This is a genomic window from Marinitoga sp. 38H-ov, assembly GCF_011057715.1.
Classification (GTDB): Bacteria; Thermotogota; Thermotogae; order Petrotogales; family Petrotogaceae; genus Marinitoga.
Genome location: NZ_LNGH01000022.1, coordinates 81,247 through 105,364, shown reverse-complemented (window position 1 = coordinate 105,364; position 24,118 = coordinate 81,247). Strand labels below are relative to the sequence as shown.

The window sequence follows — 24,118 nt, the reverse complement described above, 5'->3', positions numbered from 1 at the left end:
TCCTTCCACTGGCTTTCGCCCGCGTCCGAGTATATATATTACCACCTTTTCTCCACTTTGTCAACTTACATCTTCGTTAATTTTGTTAATTAATAGTGAATTGATTTGTAAGATGGAATTAAACAAAAATTACATTTTATTAAATCATCATCCATATTTCCATTATATATTATATAATTTTATATAATTCATTAACATATATATGATAAAATTTTTATTAAACAAGAAAAAATAAATGTGGAGGTGTATAAATGCTAACTCTTTTTTGGTTTATGATTGTTATTACAATAGTTGTTTTCTTTCATGAATTAGGTCATTATATATTTGCAAAATTATTTAAAACTAAGGTTGAAGAATTTGCTATTGGTATGGGACCTAAGATTTTTTCTAAAAAAGGGAAAGAAACTGAATTTAGATTTAATCTTATACCAATGGGAGGGTATGTGAAAATTGCCGGCGAAGAAATTGAAAATGAACTATCTGATGATCCTAAAATGTTCTATAATAAGAAACCATGGCAAAAGTTTTTAATAGCTTTTGCAGGACCCTTATTTTCCATAATATTAGGATATATAATACTCTCTATTTCTGGATTACTATATGGTTTCCCAGAAGTTAAAATCGGAGATGTTATAGTAGATTCACCTGCATATTCTTCCGGACTTAAGCCAGGCGATGTTATAAAAAAAGTTAATGGAGATATAGTTTTTGATAGTGGAATTTTAAGTTACGCTATTAAAGATGGGAAAGATTTAAAGCTAGAAGTATTAAGAAATGGAAAGATATTAAATATAAATGTAAAACCAAAATTGTATGATTCAGAATATATAATAGTATTTAAAGCAGATAATATTGAACTTAGTTCTAAAAATATTAAATTTTTCAATTTAAACACCCCAGATAAAATTAGTGATATATTGCCTAATTTAGAAAAAGGTGACAAATTAATTATAGAATTAGATAACGGCGAAATAATAGAAGGAAAAATTGAAGGTATTTCTATTTCAGAATCTAGATATGCAATAGGAGTATATTTTGCGACGTTTTCAAATATAATTAATAAGGATATTGGCCCATTTAAATCAGGCGATACAATTATAAATATAAATAATGAAGAAATAAATACTGGTTTAGATATAATAACTTTACTTCCAACCATTTCAATGAAACCTGAAGATAAAATGATTACTATTTCAAATAATAAAATCAAAGAATTTTCTTCTGGAATTAAATCAGATAAATTAGATATAAAAATATTAAGAAATGGTAATGAAAAAAATATTATTATTGATAAATCTGAATTTTTAAATATTTTACAAGAACCATCAATATTAAAATATGCTTTTGGCAAATGGAAACCTAAAGGATTTGAAGTAATAACAGTTTCAATTCAATGGGCTAATACATTATTAAAAGCTATGGTTGATTCTATTGGACAATTATTTACTGGAAAAGCAAAAACCACAGAAGTTTTAGGTCCAGTCGGTATTGCAGGAGTAGTAGGAAAAGCGGCAAAAGCTGGTCCTGAAGCTTTAATATCCTTAATTGCTTTAATTACTTTAAACTTAGGAATAGTTAACTTATTACCAATACCTGCATTAGATGGCGGAAGAATTATATTTTCAATATATGAAATGATAACAGGTAAAAGAACTGATCCTAAAGTTGAAGCTACAATACATACAATAGGCTTCTTATTATTAATGGGATTATTTATTTACTTTACATATAATGATATTTTAAGATTTTTGAGGTGATTATATGTTTTCTAAAAAAGTTGTATATGTAGGAGAGGTTCCAATAGGTGGAAATAATCCATTGTCTATACAAAGTATGACAAATACTGATACTTTAGATACAGAAAGAACAATAAAACAAATTATTAATCTTTCAAATGCAGGCGCCGATATAGTTAGAGTATCAGTAAGAACATTAGACGATATACCTTCGTTTAAAGAAATATGTAAAAATTCTACTGTTCCAATAGTTGCTGATATCCATTTTGATTACAGAGTTGCTATTGAAGCAATAAAATCCGGAGCTGCAAAGGTCAGAATTAATCCAGGAAATATCGGAGAATCATGGAAAGTAAAAGAAGTAGTTAAAGCAGCAAAAGAATACAATATTCCTATACGTGTTGGTGCAAATTCTGGATCAATAAAAAAAGAATTTGAAAACAACAGTATGGTGAGATATCAAGCTTTAGCAGAAAGCGCACTTCAAGAAGTAAGAATAATTGAGGCATTAGGTTTTGAAGATATCGTTATATCAATAAAATCTTCTGATGCAAAAGAAAATTTTCTTGCAAATAAATACATTTCAGAAAAAGTGCCATATCCATTACATATTGGAATTACCGAAGCAGGTATATACGAAGATGCTTTGATATTATCTTCAGCAGGATTAGGAACATTGTTGTTAAACAACATAGGAGATACTATGAGAATTTCAATAGCTGGCGACCCTATTCAAGAAGTGATTGTCGCAAAAAAATTATTAACTTTATTAGGCTTTAAAAAAGGATCCAGAATTATTGCATGTCCAACTTGTGCAAGAACAGAAATAAATGTTGAAGAGTTAGCTAAAAAAGTAAAAGAATGGACCAAAGGAATAGACAAAGATATTAATATTGCTGTAATGGGCTGTGTAGTAAACGGCCCTGGAGAATCAAAACATGCAGATATAGGGATTGCAGGAACTAAAACAGGTGGTGCAATATTTATTAATGGAAAAATAATAAAAACTGTTCCAAAAAATATGTTAGAAATAACTTTTAAAGAATATATTAAAAATATAATAAACAGCTGAATTTTTTCAGCTGTTTATTATTATATTTCTCATTTTAACAAAAGCCTCAGTTGTAATTATAACATCACCTTCAGCAGAATGCCTATTAACTTTCTTTCTTATATTTAGTCTTTCAGCAATTGAATCTAGATTATGCCTTCTTTCAGTTCTGAAAATTTTTCTAGATAATAATACAGTATCAACTGTTTTGTTTTTTAATGAATCATATCCACATAACCTTAATTCATTATTTAAAAACTTCATATCAAACCCCACATTTTGTATCACAAGAATTTTATTGTTTAAAAATTTTAATAAATTGTCTGCTATTTCAAAAAAACGTGGAGCCCCTAATACATGAAAATCAGTTATTCCTGTCATTTTAGTAATAAAATAAGGTATTTCTCTTTCAGGATTAACATATGTGACAAATTTCCCTTTAACATAATAATCATTTTTTTCAGTTATAATATCATAAATAGCTATTTCTATAATTCTATCCCCATTTTGAGGATTAAGTCCTGTTGTTTCGGTATCCAAAACACAAAATTCGTTATTTTTTAATAATTCAATCATTATTCCACCTATTCTAATATTTTTATAACTAAAACATTAAACTTATCATTAGAATTATTTATTAAACCATGTTCTAAATTTTTATCACAAAATACCATATCATTTTCATTTACGGATAGATCTTCATTTTCAAATTCAACTATACCTTTTCCCTTTGAAATAAAAAATATTGCATCAAATGGCGTAGAATGTTTTTTCACAAATTCCCCTGGTTCCAAACTAATTAATACCAGTTCGATTTTTTTTGATGAAAATAATTTTCTACCATCAAAATTTATATTTGGTATTCTATCCAAAGAATCATATTTAATTAATTCCATATCATCACCTCTTTCTTAATATATAATTATATTATACCATACAGGAGTTGAAGAAATGATTACTTCCATCTGGCAAAATCCAAATACTAAAGAATTCTATTTTAAAGAAGGTATAAATACCCCTTTAAAAAAAGAAAAAAAATACTTTAACCTAATATTTGAAGAAAATGAAATAATAAAAGTAGAAAAAATTCTGTTAAAAAACAGAATAAAAGATTATATAGAGGTTGATTTTGATTGGAAGGATATATATGGCAAAAGATTAATAAACACAACGCTTGATGTTCCATATTATAAGTTAAAAAGAATTATAGAAGATATGGAAAAAAAGAATATTAATGTCTACGGAAAAGACATTATGAATATTTTTAATAAAAATATTTCAGAAAATCCTGATGATAAAAAAATTTGGTTTTTAGATATAGAGGTTGATTCGGAAAATATTGAAAATTATAATGAAAACATTATTTCTATTACATTTTATGATACATTCAAAAAAGAATTTATTGCTTTAATAGTTTATAATAAAAATCTTGATATAAATATTAAAAATAAAAATTTTAATATTTTTATTTTTAATTCTGAAAAAGAGCTTTTAAAATATTTTTCTGAACTAATAAAAAAGGATCAACCAGATATAATTACAGGTTGGTATTCAAACGGTTTTGACATTCCATATATTATAGAAAGATCTAATAAATACAGAATAAACATGTCTGCAATACCTAATCTAAAGCATAAATCATTTCAAATTGATGGGAGATATTATAATTCAATTCCTGGAGTTAATCTTATAGATTATCTTGAATTATATAGAAGATATGTGTTAGATAAACCTTCATCATATAAATTAGACATTATAGCTAAACATCATAATATTAGTGGGAAAACAGAAATAAAAGGATATAATTACTATAAAACTGATATTGAAAAATTTTTAGAATATATTTTTCGTGATGTTGAAATATTAGTAGAATTGGAAAGACAGTTAAAACTAATTGGGTTAATTTGTTCATTACAAGCATTAATTAGAATACCTTTCAATTTACTTTTTGGAACATCAAATTCTATCGAACATTATATTCAACAATTTATCTTAAAGGATAAAATTACATTTAGATATTATGAACGACCAAAAAATAACTTAGAAATTACTGGAGCTATAGTATTAACTCCACCAAATAAAACATATGACAATGTTGTTGTATTAGATTTTACTTCACTTTATCCAAATATAATATCAACTTTTAACATATCTACAGAAACTTTAAAATATGATATAAAATATAATGAGAAGCATGTTGATTTAGGAAGAATATTATCCGAAGAAGAAAATGATGAATATTTACCTTTAAAATTTGCTTTAAATAAAAAAGGAATTATCTCTTCATTAGTAAAACATTTATTAAAAGAAAGATTGTATTATAAAAAATTAGCTAAAAAAACTCCTAATAGTGACCCATCTCATATAGTATATAATATTAAACAATATAATTATAAAATTCTTTTAAATTCGATTTATGGAGTCTTAGGAACAGAAAAATTCGCATTGCATGACATAAGAGTTTCTTTAGCGATTTTAGCTGCTGCTAGATCCGCATTGCGTTTCGTTAATGCTTATTTAGATAATCATCTATTTGAAAATGTTAAAATAAACAATAGATATATCTCTTTTAAAACTCATGTATTATATTCTGATACAGATAGCTCATTTAACTATATAGAATGTAATGAAAATTTATCTAAAAATGATATTATAGAAATTGGAAATTATATCGCTCAAAATGTTAATGAGGAACTTCGAAAAAATTTTGTTACTAAATTTACAAGTGAAAAAATAGATTGTACCTTAAATATGGAAGTTGACAAGATATATAAGAGAGTGCGTTTTTTTGGAGTAAAAAAGCGTTATTTTGGATATGATTTTGATAAAAAAGTAATAACTCACGGTGTTGAAATAGTAAGAAGAGATACCCCAGAAGCCATAAAAGAAATATTAACAAAATTATTTTTAAAAGCTTTGGATGAAAAACTAACTATAAATGATATTATTAATGAATATTTAGATCTTAAAAAGAAAAATATAGAAGAAATTGCTTTGATTAAAAGTATTAGAAGAAAAAATTTCTCAAATTATAGAACTTTACCAAATCATATTAGATCTGTCATTTTTATGGAAAGAATATATAATTTCAAATTCAACTATGATGATAGATTATTGTATTATTATATAAAATATTATAATTATAAATATTATAATAAAATAAAAAATATTTTCAATAAGACCCCTGAAAACAATATTTATTATATTTCCGCAAGTATAGAAAGAGAACATATTGATGATTTTAAAAAATTATTGTATAATGATTTTGAAATAGATTATTATACATTATTTGAAAAACAAGTTTTATCTTCTTTGAGACAATTTTCAGAATATAAAAGTTTAATAGAAAAAGCGAATTTAAAAATAAAATTAATAGAAGGATATCCTTTAAAAGTAGAGCAATTAAAATTATTTGAGGAGGAATAATATGGAAAAACATTTATTAGAGAAGTATGCAGAACTTGCTGTTAAGGTTGGTGTAAATATTCAACCAGGCCAAAGGTTGTTTATACGAAGCACAATAGAAGGAACAGAATTTGCTAGAATTATTGCAGAAAAAGCTTATGAAGCTGGAGCTAAAGAAGTCTATACAGTATATTCAGATGATTATATGTTATATTTAAAACTAAAACATTCAAAAAACGAGGATTTAGAAGAATTTCATCAATGGGAAGTTGATATGGCAAAATTTTTCTGTGATGAAGGCGGAGCATTTTTAAGTATAATAGGATCAGATCCTGATATTTTAAAAACTATAGATCCTAAAAAAATAGGAATTTTTTCAAAAACACGTCAAAATGCTATGAAAGATGTATCAAAATATATAATGTCAGATAAAGTTAGTTGGTCAGTGGTTGCAATCCCTTCAAAAAAATGGGCTGAAAAGGTATTCCCAAATTCTCCGGATCCAATAAACGATTTATGGGAAGCTATTTTAAAAACAGTGAGAATTAATGATTATGATGATCCAGTTAAATTATGGAATGAACATTTAAATAAATTAAAAGAAACAACAGAATTTTTAAATAATAAGCAATACGATTATTTAAGATATGAAGGTCCTGGAACAAATTTAAAAGTTGGACTACCTAAAAATCATAAATGGCTTGGTGGCGCTCAACATAATGAAAATGGAACTATATTTTTACCAAATATACCTACAGAAGAAGTATTTACCGCACCACATAAAGATAAAGTGGATGGGTATGTAAGAAATAGTAAACCTTTAGTGTATGGCGGGAATGTAATTGATGGATTTACAATGGAATTCAAAGATGGAAAAATAATCAAAGTAACCGCTGAAAAAGGTGAAGATATTCTAAAACAAGCTATTTCTTTAGATGAAGGTGCAAGTTATTTAGGAGAAGTTGCATTAGTTCCTGTTGATTCACCTATTTATCAATTAAATGTTGTATTCTACAATACATTATTTGATGAAAATGCTGCATCTCATTTTGCGTTTGGAAGAGCTTACCCAACTTGTGTAGAAAACGGAGAAAATATGAATGACGAAGAATTAAAAAACACAGGATTAAATAACAGTATTACACATGTTGATTTTATGATTGGAAATGAAGAAATGAACGTATATGGAATTAAAGATGGAAAAGAAGAACGAATAATGAAAAATGGAAAATGGGTTATATAAACTGGGGTGAAAACCTCAGTTTTTTATAGTATATTGTGTTTTTTATATATAAAATACAAAAATAATTTAAGAAAAATAAAATTTATTATAATTTCACTTTAATTTTACATTATTTATTGACATATTTTTTTTTTTGATAAAATTATTTTAGATTAAATAAGAAAAAAATATTAAAACATAATTATATAATAACATAATTATTAAAATAATATATTTATCGATATTTGTTTTGAATTTAAGTTATAAAATTCACAATATTATTTCTTATAAAAAATAAAATGTCAAAAATAGAGTTAATAAAGAATATTTATAAAAAAATTATCGTTAATAATTGAGTTATTCTATTTTCATAGAGAGAAAAAATTTATATAACTCTCTTATATTATTTAAAAAGGGGTGTATTTTAATGAAAAACAAAGGTATATTTTTTATGGTAAATTTTGTAGTACTTACTTTTTTTATTGGTTTTTTTGTTTTTTCAAATGTAAATTTAGCTTCCACGCTAGGAATTTCAACATACGCTGCAAAAAAAGTTATAGATATTATTGATACGTTTTCAACAATAGCAACAATTATTTCAATAATTATTTCAATAATTACCGCAGTTATCGGAACAGGTGCAATTACAGCAGGATTTGTTGCAATTGCAAAAAAAATGATTAAAAAATATGGCAAAAAGTATGCAACTATGTGGTGATCTTTTTAAGGAGGAGATAAATATTAAATTACTTATAAAATCTTGGATTAATAATTTTAAAATAGTTGAAGATTCATTTATAAGCTATTTTATTTTTTTTGTTATATATACTCTTATGTCTATAAGTTCTTTAATTTTATATTTTTATCTCTTTAATAAAAATAGCTTTATAACAATTTTATTTTTTTCATTTTTATTGTTTAATTATAATTCCTATAATATTATAACAGTTTTAAAACAATATAAAAATATACATTATTTAGTATCAAAAAGACTTGCTATTAAATATGTTACATTTACTTTTTTTAGAATGAATCCATTTAGTAGTATATTTATTATTTCAAAAATTATTTTATTTTTATCATATTCATATGATTATAAAAAATTGGTATTTTTATTAATTGATTTTCTATTACAGATAACATTGTTTTTTATAAAAATATATACAAAAACAGAAAAATATTTACTTATAACTTTTGTTTTTCTTTATTTATCATATATTTTAAGGCAAGATGCATTATTTTTTATTCCATTTATTATTATAAATATTATATTTTTATATAAAACATGGTTTTCACAATTAAAGATTGCCATTATTCATAATAAAATGTTTTCAGAATACCTTTATCATGCAAAAAAAATTACTCCATACATATCTTTAAAACTTTTTTTTAAAAGATTGCCATTAAGAGAATATGTTGAGTTCATATTAATATTTTTTGGAACAATTCTAACCTATCATTTTTTTTATCTATATTTTGCAGAATATTTTTTAATAATATTATTATTAGCAGAATTAGAAATATCTTTTGAAAAAAATTTTGTAAATTTTGATAAAGAATACAGTAAATATATATTTTTTAAAACCACTATACGTCCATATAAAAATTGGTTTTTCAATTTATATGAATTGAAAGCAGGAATCATTTTTACTTCTATTATATTTTTACTTTTTCTTTTTATAATATTTTCCGAAGGTTTAAGTTTTTATATATTATTATTTTTTATAAACCTAATTTTACTAGTGTGGTATATAATAAAAGCTTATGTTTTTGCATATAATAAGTCTCTTGAAAACAAGAAAAAAATAAATCACTTATTCTTATTTTTATTTATAATATATATAGTAATAATCTTCCAAATCCCAGATATGTATAGTAAAATCTTTTTGAAATTTCCAAATTATCATAAAATATATGGCGAGATCTTCAAATTTGGATTTTTAGTAACTTTGAATATATTTAATATTCATAAAATGATATCTAATTATTACATATTCAAAATGAAGAAAAGGTGAATTCATGCTTAAAAAGAATATTTTTCTTTATTTGTTATTATATCTCTTTTTGATTTATATTTTAATATTTTTCTATTTAATATTTTTCTATGATAATATATTTTATTTATCAGACAATATGTATTCAACACCGAAAGAACATAATTTGAAATTAGTTTTTAATATTATTTTAAATAATTTGAAAAATTTTATATCTTATCTTTTTCTATTTCCCTTAATGCCCTTATTTTGGATAATAGATTTATTTTCAATAACATGGGAAATTTATATTGGAATAAAATCAATAGGTCTATATAATACTTTTGATAAGCTTTTCCCACATATTATTATAGAACTTCCAAACTATATTATTTATTCATATATATCTTATTGTCTTATGCTTAACTTTTATAAATTTAAATATAACAAGATCTTAAAGATATATTCTAAATATAAAGGTGTTTTATTGATAAATATTATTTTTATTATTATAAGCGGATTTATAGAAGGGTTGATATCCTAATAGGAGGAAAATAAAAATGATTGAGCTTAATGGATGTTATAAAAAATACGGAAATAAAATCATTTTTGAAAATATTAATTATACTTTTTACAATAATATATATTGGTTAAAAGGCGATAATGGAATAGGAAAAAGTGTATTTCTGAGATGTATTTCAAATATAGAAGAATTTAGTGGAGGAATATATAAAAATAATTCAAAAAAAATTTTGTATATTCCAGAATTTTCACTTAATGAAGATTGGTTAACCTTAGAAGAAAATATACGATTATTTATGTATTATCATAATATAAGTATTTCAGATAATATATTTAAAGATATTTTAAAAAAACTTAATATAAATGATTTATCTGCATTCCCATATAAAGCATCTATGGGAACAAATTTAAAAACAATTTTTTCATTAATTTTTATACCTAATATATGGAATTTAATTGTTATTGATGAAACTCTTTCGCATATTGATACGAAAACACAAAATATATTCTTTAATGAATTAAAGAATAGGATGTTAGAAGGATCAACAATAATATTTACTTATCATGGAACTTTAAATAATCATAAATTTATTGAATTAACTCTAAAAAAGGAAGGGATATTTTGTGGTTAAAAAAGAACACTTTATTTTCCTTTTAACTTACATTGGCGCATCATATATTTTTATTTCTTTTATTTTTGAATATTTTAAAAATAATCCAGAATTAAAAAAAAATATTGTCAATCTAGTTCAAAGTATTGATATTAATATTTTATACTTAAATAAAATAATCATAGTCTTTTCTTTTATTGTTTTTTTCTTTTCTTTTATAATAGGAATATGGTTAAATAAATTATTTTTTGCTTTTTTTAAACTAAAAATTGATGAATTAAAATTAGTAATAGGCATTTTAATAAGTTATATATTTTCTCTATTGATAGGTATTCTGCTTTTAAAAACAAAGATACAATTTTATACATTAATTCTATTTACAAATTTTATTGGAACAATAGTAATGATTATTTTATTTTCCGAAGAGTTGAAAAATAAAAAATTATATTATGGATTATTTTTCAGTATTATATATATTATTAATTTTATTTTCAATTATTTTATTAAATAAAATACCCCATCCATAAATAACAGAGGATGGGGTATAATTTATTAATAGTTTTTCATTTCTTTTAATACTTCTAATAAAAATTCCCATGTTCTTTTTACAGAAGAAATACTCATTTTTTCTTGAGGAGTATGAACATCATATAAATTTGGCCCAAATGAAATCATATCTACATCTTTCATTTTTCCAGATAAAATTCCACATTCTAAACCTGCATGTATAGCTGCTATTTCAGGATCTTTTCCATACATATCTTTATACACTCTTTTCATCAATTCTCTTATTTTTGAATCTTGCTTATATTCCCATGCAGGATATGGTGCACTTGTAGTAATTGTTGCTCCATTTAACTTAGCAATAATCTCTGACTTATTATGTATAAAATCTCTCAATGTTTCTACTGAACTTCTTGTTGCTGATGTAAACTCTATTCTATTTTCAAATGTTTTTACAACACCTAAATTACTTGAACTTTCAACAAGTCCTTCAATTGCCTTACTCATTGTTTGAACTCCGTCATGAACTAACATTAAAATATTAATTGCTTTCTCAAAAGATGATTTTTTCATTACTTTATCTGTACTTTCTATTTTTTCAATAGATATTTTTACATCTGGATCAGTAATACTTAATTCATTTTTAAATACCTCTTCCAAATATTTTACTCTTTCATTTATTGTTTCAATATCTTTTACTAGTATATCCGCATATGCTTCTCTTGGGATTGCATTACTCTTATCCCCACCATTAATATAAATTCCTCTTATATCATATTTTAATAAATCATATAATACTCTTCCTAATAGTTTATTAGCATTTCCTCTTTGTTTGATTATTTCCATACCAGAATGTCCGCCTAATAATCCATACACCTTAATTCTTAATCCTGTATAATTTTCTTTTACTTCTTCAAATTCTATAGGCAATGTAATAATATCTCTTAATCCACCTGCACAACTAACATAAAAAATACCTTCTTCTTCGGAATCAATATTCAATAATACCTTACCATTTAAAAGTTTAGTGTCTAATTCATTTGCACCTGTCATTCCAGTCTCTTCTTCAGTTGTAAATAAAGCTTCAATTGCTGGATGTTCGATATCATTTGAATCCAACAATGCTAATGCATATGCAACTGCAATACCATTGTCTGCACCTAATGTAGTATTAGTTGCTTTAATATAATCCCCATCAATTTGTAATTTTATTGGATCCTTTGAAAAATCATGATCACTATCTGATGTTTTTTCACATACCATATCTATATGTCCTTGAATGATAACTCCTGGTACATTTTCATAACCTTTAGTTGCTGGTTTTTTAATAATAACATTTAACGCTTTATCCTGTATATACTCTAAATTTCTTTCTTTAGCAAAATTAACCAAATAATCACTTATTGCTTTTTCATTACCTGAACACCTTGGAATTTTACTAATTTCTTCAAAAAAATAAAACACTTTTTTTGGTTCTAAATCTTTTAAAATCATCATCTTTTCCCTCCTAAATTATTTATAATATTTAAAATAGTCATATATCTTTTAAAAAATTTGTTTTTCTCAATTATATCATATGATATAATATAAGAAAAATACAAAAGGAGTGCATTAAGATGAAAATATTATCCTGGAATGTTAACGGAATAAGAGCAGTTATAAAAAAAGGATTTGTAGAATTTCTTGATAAAATAGATCCTGATATACTTTGCATTCAAGAAACAAAAGCAAGAGAAGAACAATTAACAAAAAAGTTTCTTGAATATGGACCATGGAAAAAATATTTCGTTTCTGCAGAAAAAAAGGGATATAGTGGTGTTGCTACTTTCACTAAAATAGAACCAAAAAATATTTTAAAGGGTTTTGGAAATGAAAAATTTGATTCAGAAGGCAGAACATTAATAACAGAATATGAAAACTTTTCATTATTTAATATATACTTTCCTAATGGAAAAGCTCGAGATGAAAGATTACAATATAAAATGGATTTTTATTATTATTTATTAGAATTTTTAGATGATTATAAAAAGACACAACCTAATATTATCATATGTGGCGATGTTAATACAGCTCATAAAGAAATTGATCTTGCACGACCAAAGGAAAATGAAAATACTTCTGGTTTTTTACCAATTGAACGAGAATGGATTGATAAATTATTAGATAGTGGTTTTATTGATACATTTAGAATGTTTAATAAAGAACCTAATAACTACACATGGTGGGATTATAAAACAAGAGCAAGAGATAGAAATGTAGGATGGAGAATAGACTATTTCTTTGTAAGCAATACTTTAAAAAATAATCTAAAAGATGCTTTTATTTTATCTGAAATTTTCGGGTCTGACCATTGTCCTATAGGCATTGAAATTGATTTATAATTTTAACATAAGTTTAATCATTGTTTAGTGTGAAATATGATAAAATATTCCAGACAGGGTCTAAGGTCTTAAATCCAATTATGGTACCTTAGCCCAATATTATTATTTCAAGAGGAGGTGACTATATGTACGCTATTATTGAAGTTGGCGGAAAACAATACAGAGTAGAAGAAGGCATGGAACTTTATACAGAAAAATTAAACGGATACGAACCAGGTTCAGAAGTTGTATTAGACAAGGTTTTATTCGTAAAAAGTGATTCTGCAAAAATAGGAAAACCTTACGTAGAAAATGCTAAGGTTGTTGCTGAAGTTGTAGAACACGGAAAAGATAAAAAAGTATTAGTTGTAAAGTTCCAAGGAAGAAAAAATTATAGAAGAAAAAAAGGACATCGCCAACACTATACAGCTTTAAAAATTAAAAAAATCGAAGCATGATTAATGTAATTTTTAATTTTAAGAAGAATTTTGTTGAAATCAAGGGACATGCTGAGTTTGACGAGTTTGGAAAAGATATTGTTTGTAGTGCTGTTAGCGTTTTAACACAATTTGTTGCTGAAATAATTAAAAATGAAAAAAATGGAAATTACAAGAAAAAAGATGGTTATTTAAAACTTACATGGTCAAATAATGAAATGTCTGATAAATTAGTTATGTATTTACATGATGCATTAAAAGGTATTGAAGAAAGTTATCCTGATAACTTGAAAGTGGAGGTGAATAAGTAATGAAAATAAATCTTCAACTCTTTTCATCTAAAAAGAGTGGAGGTACTGCAAAAAATGGAAGAGATTCCAAACCTAAGTACCTCGGGGTAAAAAAGAGCGATGGACAAAAAGTAATTCCTGGAAACATTATTGTAAGACAAAGAGGAACTCGTTTCCACCCAGGAAACAATGTGGGAATTGGAAGGGATTATACAATTTTCTCTAAAATAGAGGGTTATGTTAAATTTGAAGTAAAAAATAACAGAAAAATAATTAGCGTTTATCCAGAAAAATAAGTAGGTGATAAAATGAGCCGTGTAAAAAGATTATCCACGGCAGGGATATTGGGTGCATTATCCGTTTTATTAATGTTTTTAGAATTTCCAATATTCCCTTTCGCAAGTTTTTTAAAATTTGATCCAAGTGCATTATTAATTATTGCTTCACTATTTTTATTTGATTGGAAAACTGCTGTATTTTCATTGATAACCAAAGACATTGTATTTTATTTTGTTAAATCAGGAGATTTAATTGGTGTTTCAATGGATTTTGTAGCTATTTTAACTTTTATTTCAATCCTTGCATTTTTTAGGGCTAACATAAATAAGTACGTAAAGTATGTTATTGGAGCTTTAGGCGTAGGTATTGTAATGGTTTTAATGAATATGATTATTATTCCAATCTATTTTAAAATGTCTTTTAGTGAAGCAGCTCAATATTTTGGGTTATCTACTTGGGCTTTAATTATTACTATAATATCTTTTAATTTAATAAAATTTATTATAGACGCAATTTTAGGCGACTTGTTATATAATAGAACAAAGAACTTTTTTTCCTAAGAAAGGAGGACAGCAAAATGGCTTCAATTATGACTCAAAAGAGTTATTTAGCAAAAAACGAAGAAGTTGAAAGAAAATGGTATGTAGTTGACGCTACAGGAATGTCATTAGGTAGATTAGCATCTCAAGTGGCAAAAGTTTTACAAGGAAAACACAAACCTACATATACACCACACGTAGATACAGGTGATTATGTAATTGTTATAAATGCTGAAAAAATAGTATTAACAGGTAAAAAATTAACTCAAAAGAAATATTACAGACATACAGGATATCCTGGTGGAATCAAAGAACAAACAGCTAAAGAAATTTTAGAAAAATATCCAGAAAGATTAATCGAAAAAGCAGTAAAGGGTATGCTTCCAAAAACAACTTTAGGAAGACATATGTTCAAAAAATTAAAGGTTTATTCTGGTTCTAATCACCCTCACGAAGCGCAAAAACCAGAAAAGTTGGAATTATAAGGAGGGAATATTGAATGATAGATTATTACGGCACAGGTAGAAGAAAATCTTCTGTTGCAAGAGTACATATAAGGCCTGGAGAAGGTAAAGTAAGGGTAAATAAAAAAGAATATGAAAGCTTAACACAATACTTAAATAATAATCCTGTTTGGTCAAAACATGCTTTAGAACCTTTAGCTGTTACAGGTAACGAAGGAAAATTTGATTTAGTTATCACCGTTGAAGGTGGAGGAATGAACGGTCAAGCTGGGGCTATTAGATTAGGTGTTGCTAGAGCCTTATTAAACTATGATGAAAGTTTAAGACCAATTTTAAAGAAACATGGGTTATTAACAAGAGACCCAAGAGAAGTAGAAAGAAAGAAATATGGTTTAAAGAAAGCAAGAAGAGCTCCTCAATTCTCAAAGAGATGATTTGGGATATATTACAAAATGTGTCGCATAATAAGGGAACGGTTTTTTCCGTTCCCATACTTTTGCTATAATACGGAGATGGTATTTTGATACCAAAAGAGGTTATAGAGGATATAAATTCAAGATTGAGTATCAAAGATATTGTCGGAAATTATCTTTCCTTGAAAAAATCAGGAAAGAATTATACTGCTTTGTGTCCATTTCATCCAGAAGATACTCCTTCTTTTTTTATTTTTCCATCAACGAATACCTTTCATTGTTTTGGTTGTGGAGCACATGGTGATCCAATTACTTTTATACAAAAATATGAACAATTAAATTTTGTTGAAGCTGTAAAAAAAGCATCAGTTTTAGCAGGTATTGATATATCAAAATTTTTAAAACAAAAAGAATTACCAATAGAATTACAAATTTTTGAAAATTATCATAATAAATATAGAGAAATACTATTAAATTTACCCAGGAAACATCCAGCTTGGACATATTTAATAAACAGAGGAATTACAGAAAAGTACGTAGAAAAATTTGAATTAGGTTTTTCTAATAATACACTAAAATCATCTATTTTTAATAATTTAGATTTACCTATTTCTTTAGGAAATGAATTAGGTATTCTTAGAAAGGATGAAAATGAAATTCTTTCTAATCGAATTATTATACCAATTAAGGATGATTTTGGAAGAGTTGTTGCATTCGCTGGTAGAAGCATTAATAATGATAATCCAAAATATTTAAATAGCCCTGAAAATAAATTTTTTCAAAAATCAAATATTTTATTTTTGTATGATAAGGCAAAAAATATAATTAAAAGAGAAAAGTATGCTATTTTAGTAGAAGGTTATTTTGATGCTATAAATATGCATATTAATGGTTTTGAAAATACTGTTGCTATACTCGGTTCTGCATTTACTGCTAATCATTCTAAAAAATTAATAAAATTAACAGATAAAGTAATTACAATGTTTGATATGGATTCTGCAGGGCAGAATGCTACATTAAAATCTTTAGAATACCTATTATCTTACGGATTTCAAGTAGCGATTTCTCAATATAATACAAAAGATCCAGACGAATTAATTAAACAATCTGGAAAAAATGGAGTTTTTTCTACTTTAGAAAATTCCATAAAATTTTATGAATTTATTCCAGAATATTATAAGGATAAATATAATATAAATGATGATTTTGGAATAGAACAATATTTAGAAAAAATGGCAGAATGGTATTTAAAATTTCAACGTTCAAAACATGCCGCTATACTTGACACATTTATTAAAAGAATATCTTTAATTCTTTTAAAACCGGAAAATAATATAAAAAAAGCTATTGAAAACATAATTAAATATAAAAAGTTTAACAAAAAAATAATTCCATATATATCTGATGATGAAAATAATTCTACATCAGAAAAAAAATATAACGAATTAGATAAGCAATTAATTTGGCTATGGATTAAACATAAAAAATATAGAGATTTTATAAAAGAAAAATTATCTTCTAGAGATTTTGAAAATCACGGAAGAGAATTTCTAGAATATATTGAAAATGGGTATGATTTATCCCAAGTATTAGAAAATGGTAGTGAAGAATTAATTGAATTAATAAAAATTATATGGGATTTTGATTATGATATAGAACCAGATATGATTTTTACTAGTCTAATTAATTCAGTAGAAAAAATAAGAAAAGAAAAAGAAATCAAAGATTTAAGAAAAAAACTAAACTCAATCAATGATCCAAAAGAAAAAAAAGAGATAATGCGTAGGATTTTTGAAATACTCGCTAATCTCAAAAAGCGAGGAGGTGTTTTTTAATGGCAGAAAAAGATATTATGAAAGCTATTGAAGAGATTGGGAATTTAGAAATTGGCGATGTCGATGAGTCAAAGGAATTTGTCGAAGTAAAAAAGAAATCAAAGAAAAGTTATAAACCTCCAAAACCATTTGAAAAAATAGTAAAAGATTTAGTAAAAAAAGCAGAAAAAAATAATATGATATTAACATACGAAGATATAGATAAAATTCTTCCTTCAGAGTTGGATACAGAATTAATTGAAAGAGTATATGAAGCTTTAGAAAAAGAAGGAATAATGGTAGATGATGGATCTCAATTAGATGACGAAAGTATAAATGAAATTGAAGAAATCATAGAATCTGAAGGTGCAACTACTGTAGAATTAATGGATTATTTAGAAGATGGTGAAACTCAAGTATTTGATAATATGTCATTAAAAGATCCTATTAAAGTATATTTAAAAGAAATAGGGAAAATAAAATTATTAACTCCTCAAAGAGAAAAAAGACTTGCAAAAAGAGCACAAGAAGGAAATAAAAAAGCTAGAGATGAATTAATAAGAGCAAATTTAAGGCTTGTTATTTCTATTGCAAAAAAGTATGTTGGAAGAGGACTATCTTTCTTAGATTTAATTCAAGAAGGAAATATAGGATTAATTAAAGCCGTTAATAAATTTGACTATAAAAAAGGATTTAAATTTAGCACATACGCTACATGGTGGATTAGACAAGCAATTACACGTGCTATTGCTGATCAAGCTAGAACAATTAGAATACCTGTTCATATGGTAGAAACTATAAATAAATTTAATAAAATTATAAGAGAGTATCTACAAGAATACGGAGAATATCCTTCACCAGAAAAATTATCAGAATTAACAGGAAAACCTGTTGAAAAAGTTAACGAAATATTATTAACTGCTAGAGAAACTATATCAGCTGATTCACCTTTAGGTGCTTCTGATGAAGATGATTCTACTATTGGTGATTTTATTGCTGATGATTCTTTAGACAAACCTTCTGAAGTTGCTATGAAAATGTTATTAAGAGAAGAATTAGAAAAGATTTTAGATACATTGCAACCAAGAGAAGCTATGGTATTGAAAATGAGATATGGTCTCCTAGATGGTAAAGTAAAAACATTAGAAGAAGTTGGTCAATACTTTAATGTAACAAGAGAAAGAATTAGACAAATTGAAGTTAAAGCTCTTAGAAAATTAAGACATCCAAGTAGAAGTTCTCAATTAAAAGAATTAAGTTCCATGCTAGGTAAAGAATTATAATCGGAGGATTATTATGGAAGATAAAGTGTTTAATATTAAAAAAAGTGAATATGTTATCCCAGAATTTTTTAAAGAAGAATTAGATGAAGAACAATTAAATGCTGTAGTTAACTCAAGCGGAAGGTCTTTAATAATAGCTGGCCCGGGTTCGGGAAAAACCCGGGTCATTACATATAAAATAGCTTATTTATTATCTCAAGGAATAAATCCAGAAAATATATTACTTGTTACTTTTACAAGAGCTTCTGCTAAAGAAATGATAGAAAGAGTTAAAAATGTTACTAATATAGATACTTCTTCATTAACCGCTGGGACATTTCATCATGTATGTAACATGATCCTTAGGAGATATGCAAAAGTATTAGGATACGATAATAATTTTTCTATTCTTGACTCAGAAGATTCAAAAGATTTAATGAGAATTGCAAAAAATGAATACAAAGGAAATATAACAAAAGAAGAAGCTAAACAAATTCCAAATGAGGGAGTCATATTAAAAATTGTAGGTTATGCTGCCAATACAATTAAATCTTTGAGAGAAGCTATTTTAGATGTTGCCCCTTATTTAATAGATTATGAGGAAGATATTGAAAAAATCTATATAAATTATATAGAACTTAAGCAAAAAATAAATGCTATGGATTATGACGATATGCTTATTAATACATTGAGATTATTAGAAAACAACGAGGATATTAGAAATCATGTTGCCTCAAAATATAAATGGGTTTTAGTAGATGAATTTCAGGATACCAGTTTAGTACAATTACGAATAGTCGAGTTTTTATCAAGTGTTCATAAAAATCTTATTGTAGTTGGTGATGATTCTCAAAGTATATACTCTTTTAGAGGTTCCAGATTTGAAAATGTCGAAGATTTTCAAAATCACAAAGATGTGAAATTATTTAAAATACAAACAAATTATAGGAGCGTTCCAGAAATAGTTGAACTTGAAAATTACTTAATACCAACACATTCAATACCCAAAAAATTAAAACCTTTTAGATCATCTTATAATTCTAAACCCAAAATAGTCAAAACTTATGATGAATTAGAACAGGCGGATTTTGTTGTTCAATTGATAGAAAATAAATTTGATGAAGGAATATCACCAGAAGATATTGCAATATTATATCGTTCTCATAGTTTATCAATGACATTACAACAAAAATTAGATGCAAATAAAATATCTTATAAATTATTATCAGGAAAAAGATTTATAGAAACAAGGCATATTAAAGATATCATGGCTTTTTTAAAAATAATTGCTAACCCGTTTGACAATATTTCATGGTCAAGAGTGTTAAAATTATTCCCTGGTATAGGTCAAAAAACTATGACAAAAATCACAAATGAATTTTATGCTAATTTAATGGAATACACCACACCTTATGATGCATTTGAGCATATTAATTTAAAAAAATATCCCAAACTAAAAGATATTATATTATATCTCTATGAAAATGAAACAGAAAATCCACAGGATTTAATAGACTATATTTATCTTGAGTTTTACAGAGAATATCTTGAATTAAATTTCAAAGACGCTTATTCAAGAAAACTCGATGTAGAAAGATTATCTGAAATTGCTTCAAGATATGATACTTTAGATAAATTTCTTGAAGAATTAGCCTTAAGTGAAAATATAGAAATTCAGGGAGCAGAAAAGGATAGGAAAACTGAAAAGATTACACTTACAACAGTTCATGGAGCAAAAGGGCTTGAATGGAAAGTTGTTATTATAATTTCTGTAAACCCTGGCGATTTTCCAAATGGAATGGCTTTAAAAGAAAAGAAAATAGATGAAGAAGAAAGACTATTCTATGTTGCAGTAACCCGGGCAAAAGACGAGCTTTATATAGTTAAGCAATTAACCGGCACAACAAAACCCTATTATGGAAATTCCTTTTATATGAGACAAAAACTTCCAGATTTTACAGACAAAATTCCCAAAAGACTTGTAGAATATTGGAAAATTGGTTATACTGAATAACAAATAGGCCGCTGCAGTTTTTGCGGCCATTATTTATTTTTAATTTCTATAATATAGATTTTATAACAAAAAATTAACATTAAAAATATACCAATTGATATAATAAATATGTAAATTTATTAGATTTACGAAAAATAAATTTCACCTTAAATTTACATCAATGTTATTGATTTTTTTTTTTTTTTTTTTTGATAAAATTATTGTGAATTGAATAAGTGAAAAAAATCTTTAATGGATAATATAAAAGAATGAATCCTAAATATTTGAAGATTGGAAAGTGATAAAAAGTACAATTTTATTCTTTTATAAAAAGTTAAATTTTGATTATCGACAATTTTATCGTAATATTATATTAAGAATTTTAATTTTTTCAGTCGACTGATTTTTGTTCTGATATCAGAATTACTTTAACTATAATATATAGAAAGGGGGGTGTCTATGATAAAAATAAAAATTGTATCTGAAAAAAAAGGTGACAAAGAAAAGATTTCTACAAATATTACATGGTGCAGTGGATGCTAATTTTATAATTAAAGAGGCGAATTAATTCGCCTCTTTAATTGTAACTAAAAAATTAAACAATATCAAAATATGAAAGGAGAAGAAAATGGGTAATTATAAGTTAGCTTCATCTTTGATTAATTATAATATTGATATAAATAATATATTAATTTATAATCCAAAGATAGGAGATGCTTTAGTCTGTAAAAAAATGAATTAAAAAAATTACATCTTATAAAAGATTATGAAATTATAAATAAATTATTAGAAATGGGAATTTTAATTCCTGAAGGAATAGAAGAAAATAATTATATATCAATTTTAATTAAAAAGTTATCAGAAAATCACTTAAAAAAAATTAAAAAAATTATACCAGACATAGGCTTTTTTGTATCCGATGAATGTAATTTAAATTGCCAATATTGCGTTGTCTCAAAAACACAAAAAAATGCGGATAATATTTTAAATTTTCCTAAAGCCATAAAAACTATTGATTATTTTTTTTCTGAATATGAAAAACATAACAAATTTAATGTAAATGTAAGTTTTACTGGTGGTGAACCTTTGCTGAAATTCGATATTATAAATGAGATAGTAAAATATATTGAATCAAAATATAAAAATAAGTTTAATATAACTTATGCTATGAATACAAACTTAACTTATATAAATAATGATATAATAAGGTTTTTTAAGGATTACAATTTTACTATTGCAATAAGTTTGGATGGAAACAAACAAGAACATGATAAAATTAGAATATTCAAAAATGGCACGCCTTCTTTTAATAAAATTATTAAAAATATAAAAAAACTAAATAATGAAAAAATAAAATTAGATGTAATTTCTTTGACTTTAACTAAAGAAAATTTGGATTTAAATATAGATGAATTTATAAAACTATTAAAAATTTTAAATGTAAAAAAATTGCGAGTTGATCCAGATATGCTTGAACTAATAGATCCAGATTTAGATAAATTAACTAATATATTACTAGAATTCGAAAAAAAAGCAAATGCACATCATATCGAAATAATAGGATATTGGAAGAAACCTTATTATAATTTGTTCAAAAGTAGAAATGAATTAGGAATGGCTTTTTGTTCTCCTTACAACGGTGAAATTGTAAGTATTCAAAATGATGGAAATATCAGTTTATGTATTTACGAAGATATTTATCTTGATAATATTAATAATTTATTCAATAATAAACATTGGAATTGGGAGAATTATATCGATAAATTAAATAAATTTTGGATAGAAAATTTAAAGCAATGTGATGGTTGTGAATTAGAAGGATTATGTTTAGGCGGTTGTCATCTTTCACAAAATAATTTATCTCCAAAAAATCGTGAAAAAATTTGTGATTTCTACAAATTGATAACCAAAAAATTAATTTTCTACCATTCGGAGGCTTTTATTTTATGAAAAAAAATAAGTTTTTGCATTTTTATATTTTTAGCAATAATTTTACTATAGGAATATATTTTTCAATTATTACACTTTATATTTTAAATAAAGGAATTAGACCTGAATGGATTGGATATTTGGCTTCTCTCAAAGCTTTAATTACTCTTTTATTTGAAATACCTACAGGTATTTTTGCCGACTATTATGGACATAAAAATTCTATTCTTTTGGGTTTTTTGTTTTCTATATTTTCGACAATTTTATTTATTACTTCTAATTCTTTATTTTATTTAATTCTCATTTTTTTTCTCGAAGGTATTTCAAATGCCTTGTTATCTGGCTCATCAACAGCATGGTTACTTGAAACTTTTACTAATTCAACTAAGGAATATGATGATTTTTTTAGAAAAACTAACATTTGGAGTCTAATTTCGAAAATATCAGGTTCTTTAATAGGAGGTTATTTATTTTATTTAAAAGTAGACTATCCAATTTATCTTATCCTTTTTGTAAAAATAATTCTTTTGAGTATATTCTTAATATTTGCAAAAATATCATTTAAATTTAACAAAAGAAAAAAACATTTAAATTTTTATATTGGATTTAATAATATAAAAAATTCTCTATTTGAAATATATAAAAACAAAATTTTATTTTCAATATTTACAACATCAACTGTTTTTATATTAGGAATAAATGCCATATTCATTTATTGGCAGCCTTTATTCATAAATAAATTAAATAATAACATTTCATATATTGTGGGATATATTTATACTTTAACAACTTTTTCTAGTATTTTAGGTAGTTATTTACTAAAAAAACTTAAAAAGTTTAATCAGCATTATCTTTTCTTTTATTCATTAATAATAGGTGGTGTTTTATTGATCTCCACAGCACTTATAAAAAATATTATTTTATCTTTAATTCTCTATTGTGGATATAATATTATTTTAGGAATTACAGGACCTATCAGAATGACTTTGATTAATAAAAATATAAATGAAAATAGAGCTTTAATGCTTTCTTTATTGTCTTTTTTTGAAAGTTCAGCCATTATTTTTGGTGGAGTTTTATGGGGTAATATATATAAGATTGTAGGTTATAATTTAACTATTGTCATTTCAGGATTTTTCATTATCGTATCTTCAATTCCTTTTTTATTTCTCAAACAAAAATTTAAAAAAACTCAAACGGATTTTAATTAAATACTTTAAAATCTTTCCGAACATATAATAGATTGAAATTTTTCGTATAACTCCCCAAAAGACTTGTAGAATATTGGAAAATTGGTTATACTGAATAACAAAT

The 24,118-nt window shown here is 24.9% G+C and carries 23 protein-coding genes; 20 read left to right on the top strand and 3 right to left on the bottom strand.

The annotated features are described in order from the left end of the window. Positions 1–251: 251 nt before the first annotated feature. Together AS160_RS07260 and ispG are read left to right on the top strand one after the other, a co-directional pair. Positions 252–1,757 carry a site-2 protease family protein gene (locus tag AS160_RS07260; RefSeq protein WP_165147041.1) on the top strand — a complete coding sequence of 502 codons (1,506 nt, stop codon included), beginning with the start codon at positions 252–254 and terminating at the stop codon, positions 1,755–1,757. A 4-nt stretch (positions 1,758–1,761) separates the two neighbouring features. After that, positions 1,762–2,808 (top strand): flavodoxin-dependent (E)-4-hydroxy-3-methylbut-2-enyl-diphosphate synthase, encoded by a 1,047-nt coding sequence (gene ispG / locus AS160_RS07255; RefSeq protein ID WP_165147038.1) that lies wholly within the window; start codon positions 1,762–1,764, stop codon positions 2,806–2,808. A gap of 6 nt (positions 2,809–2,814) precedes the next feature. Here the strand turns inward: ispG and AS160_RS07250 are convergent, their stop codons facing one another. After that, the gene (locus AS160_RS07250) at positions 2,815–3,363 is read right to left on the bottom strand and encodes a 3'-5' exonuclease (protein ID WP_165147035.1); all 549 of its coding nucleotides are present in this window, start codon (positions 3,361–3,363) and stop codon (positions 2,815–2,817) included. A gap of 8 nt (positions 3,364–3,371) precedes the next feature. Then, positions 3,372–3,683, bottom strand: a complete 312-nt coding sequence (locus tag AS160_RS07245; protein WP_165147032.1) for a cupin domain-containing protein — start codon at positions 3,681–3,683, stop codon at positions 3,372–3,374. 55 nt (positions 3,684–3,738) lie between these two features. Here AS160_RS07245 and AS160_RS07240 point away from each other — a divergent pair, with 55 nt between their 5' ends. From AS160_RS07240 to AS160_RS07215, 6 genes are all read left to right on the top strand, one after another. Next, positions 3,739–6,213 carry a DNA polymerase domain-containing protein gene (locus AS160_RS07240; protein WP_165147029.1) on the top strand — a complete coding sequence of 825 codons (2,475 nt, stop codon included), beginning with the start codon at positions 3,739–3,741 and terminating at the stop codon, positions 6,211–6,213. 1 nt (position 6,214) lies between these two features. Further along, entirely contained in the window at positions 6,215–7,435 is a 1,221-nt protein-coding gene (locus AS160_RS07235) for an aminopeptidase (RefSeq protein ID WP_165147026.1), read from the top strand. A 430-nt stretch (positions 7,436–7,865) separates the two neighbouring features. Further along, positions 7,866–8,132 carry an uberolysin/carnocyclin family circular bacteriocin gene (locus AS160_RS07230; protein WP_346774430.1) on the top strand — a complete coding sequence of 89 codons (267 nt, stop codon included), beginning with the start codon at positions 7,866–7,868 and terminating at the stop codon, positions 8,130–8,132. After that, on the top strand, positions 8,104–9,429 hold the full coding sequence (locus AS160_RS07225; RefSeq protein WP_165147020.1) for a hypothetical protein: 1,326 nt from the start codon (positions 8,104–8,106) through the stop codon (positions 9,427–9,429). Before AS160_RS07230 ends, AS160_RS07225 begins: the two co-directional genes overlap by 29 nt. Positions 9,430–9,947: 518 nt before the next feature. Continuing rightward, positions 9,948–10,541, top strand: coding sequence for an ATP-binding cassette domain-containing protein (locus tag AS160_RS07220; RefSeq protein WP_165147017.1), 594 nt, complete (start codon positions 9,948–9,950; stop codon positions 10,539–10,541). Next, positions 10,534–11,031, top strand: coding sequence for a hypothetical protein (locus AS160_RS07215; protein WP_165147014.1), 498 nt, complete (start codon positions 10,534–10,536; stop codon positions 11,029–11,031). Before AS160_RS07220 ends, AS160_RS07215 begins: the two co-directional genes overlap by 8 nt. A 41-nt stretch (positions 11,032–11,072) precedes the next feature. Here AS160_RS07215 and AS160_RS07210 read toward each other — a convergent pair whose 3' ends face one another. Further along, complete coding sequence (locus AS160_RS07210) at positions 11,073–12,521, bottom strand: aminoacyl-histidine dipeptidase (protein ID WP_165147011.1); 1,449 nt, start codon at positions 12,519–12,521, stop codon at positions 11,073–11,075. A 119-nt stretch (positions 12,522–12,640) separates the two neighbouring features. Between AS160_RS07210 and xth the strand changes: the two genes are divergently transcribed. From xth to AS160_RS07150, 12 genes are all read left to right on the top strand, one after another. After that, entirely contained in the window at positions 12,641–13,405 is a 765-nt protein-coding gene (gene xth, locus AS160_RS07205) for an exodeoxyribonuclease III (protein ID WP_165147008.1), read from the top strand. 125 nt (positions 13,406–13,530) lie between these two features. Then, positions 13,531–13,842: a 50S ribosomal protein L21 gene (gene rplU, locus AS160_RS07200; protein ID WP_165147005.1), complete on the top strand. Its 312-nt coding sequence runs from the start codon at positions 13,531–13,533 to the stop codon at positions 13,840–13,842. Then, on the top strand, positions 13,839–14,132 hold the full coding sequence (locus tag AS160_RS07195) for a ribosomal-processing cysteine protease Prp (RefSeq protein ID WP_165147002.1): 294 nt from the start codon (positions 13,839–13,841) through the stop codon (positions 14,130–14,132). The genes rplU and AS160_RS07195 overlap by 4 nt, the downstream gene beginning before the upstream one ends. Then, on the top strand, positions 14,132–14,407 hold the full coding sequence (rpmA, locus tag AS160_RS07190) for a 50S ribosomal protein L27 (RefSeq protein ID WP_165146999.1): 276 nt from the start codon (positions 14,132–14,134) through the stop codon (positions 14,405–14,407). Before AS160_RS07195 ends, rpmA begins: the two co-directional genes overlap by 1 nt. Before the next feature lie 12 nt (positions 14,408–14,419). Further along, positions 14,420–14,950 carry an ECF transporter S component gene (locus tag AS160_RS07185; protein ID WP_165146996.1) on the top strand — a complete coding sequence of 177 codons (531 nt, stop codon included), beginning with the start codon at positions 14,420–14,422 and terminating at the stop codon, positions 14,948–14,950. 17 nt (positions 14,951–14,967) lie between these two features. Further along, complete coding sequence (rplM, locus tag AS160_RS07180) at positions 14,968–15,414, top strand: 50S ribosomal protein L13 (RefSeq protein ID WP_277601293.1); 447 nt, start codon at positions 14,968–14,970, stop codon at positions 15,412–15,414. Positions 15,415–15,428: 14 nt separating this feature from the next. Continuing rightward, a complete protein-coding gene (rpsI, locus tag AS160_RS07175; RefSeq protein WP_165146993.1) occupies positions 15,429–15,827 on the top strand; it encodes a 30S ribosomal protein S9 in 399 nt (132 codons plus the stop codon). 86 nt (positions 15,828–15,913) lie between these two features. Continuing rightward, positions 15,914–17,641, top strand: coding sequence for a DNA primase (dnaG, locus tag AS160_RS07170; protein WP_165146990.1), 1,728 nt, complete (start codon positions 15,914–15,916; stop codon positions 17,639–17,641). After that, a complete protein-coding gene (gene rpoD, locus AS160_RS07165; RefSeq protein ID WP_165146987.1) occupies positions 17,641–18,903 on the top strand; it encodes an RNA polymerase sigma factor RpoD in 1,263 nt (420 codons plus the stop codon). Before dnaG ends, rpoD begins: the two co-directional genes overlap by 1 nt. Positions 18,904–18,916: 13 nt before the next feature. Continuing rightward, the gene (locus AS160_RS07160) at positions 18,917–20,896 is read left to right on the top strand and encodes an ATP-dependent helicase (protein ID WP_165146984.1); all 1,980 of its coding nucleotides are present in this window, start codon (positions 18,917–18,919) and stop codon (positions 20,894–20,896) included. Between the two features lie 771 nt (positions 20,897–21,667). Continuing rightward, complete coding sequence (locus AS160_RS07155; protein ID WP_165146981.1) at positions 21,668–22,825, top strand: radical SAM protein; 1,158 nt, start codon at positions 21,668–21,670, stop codon at positions 22,823–22,825. Beyond that, the gene (locus tag AS160_RS07150) at positions 22,822–24,015 is read left to right on the top strand and encodes an MFS transporter (RefSeq protein ID WP_165146978.1); all 1,194 of its coding nucleotides are present in this window, start codon (positions 22,822–22,824) and stop codon (positions 24,013–24,015) included. Before AS160_RS07155 ends, AS160_RS07150 begins: the two co-directional genes overlap by 4 nt. The last annotated feature ends 103 nt before the right edge of the window (positions 24,016–24,118 follow it).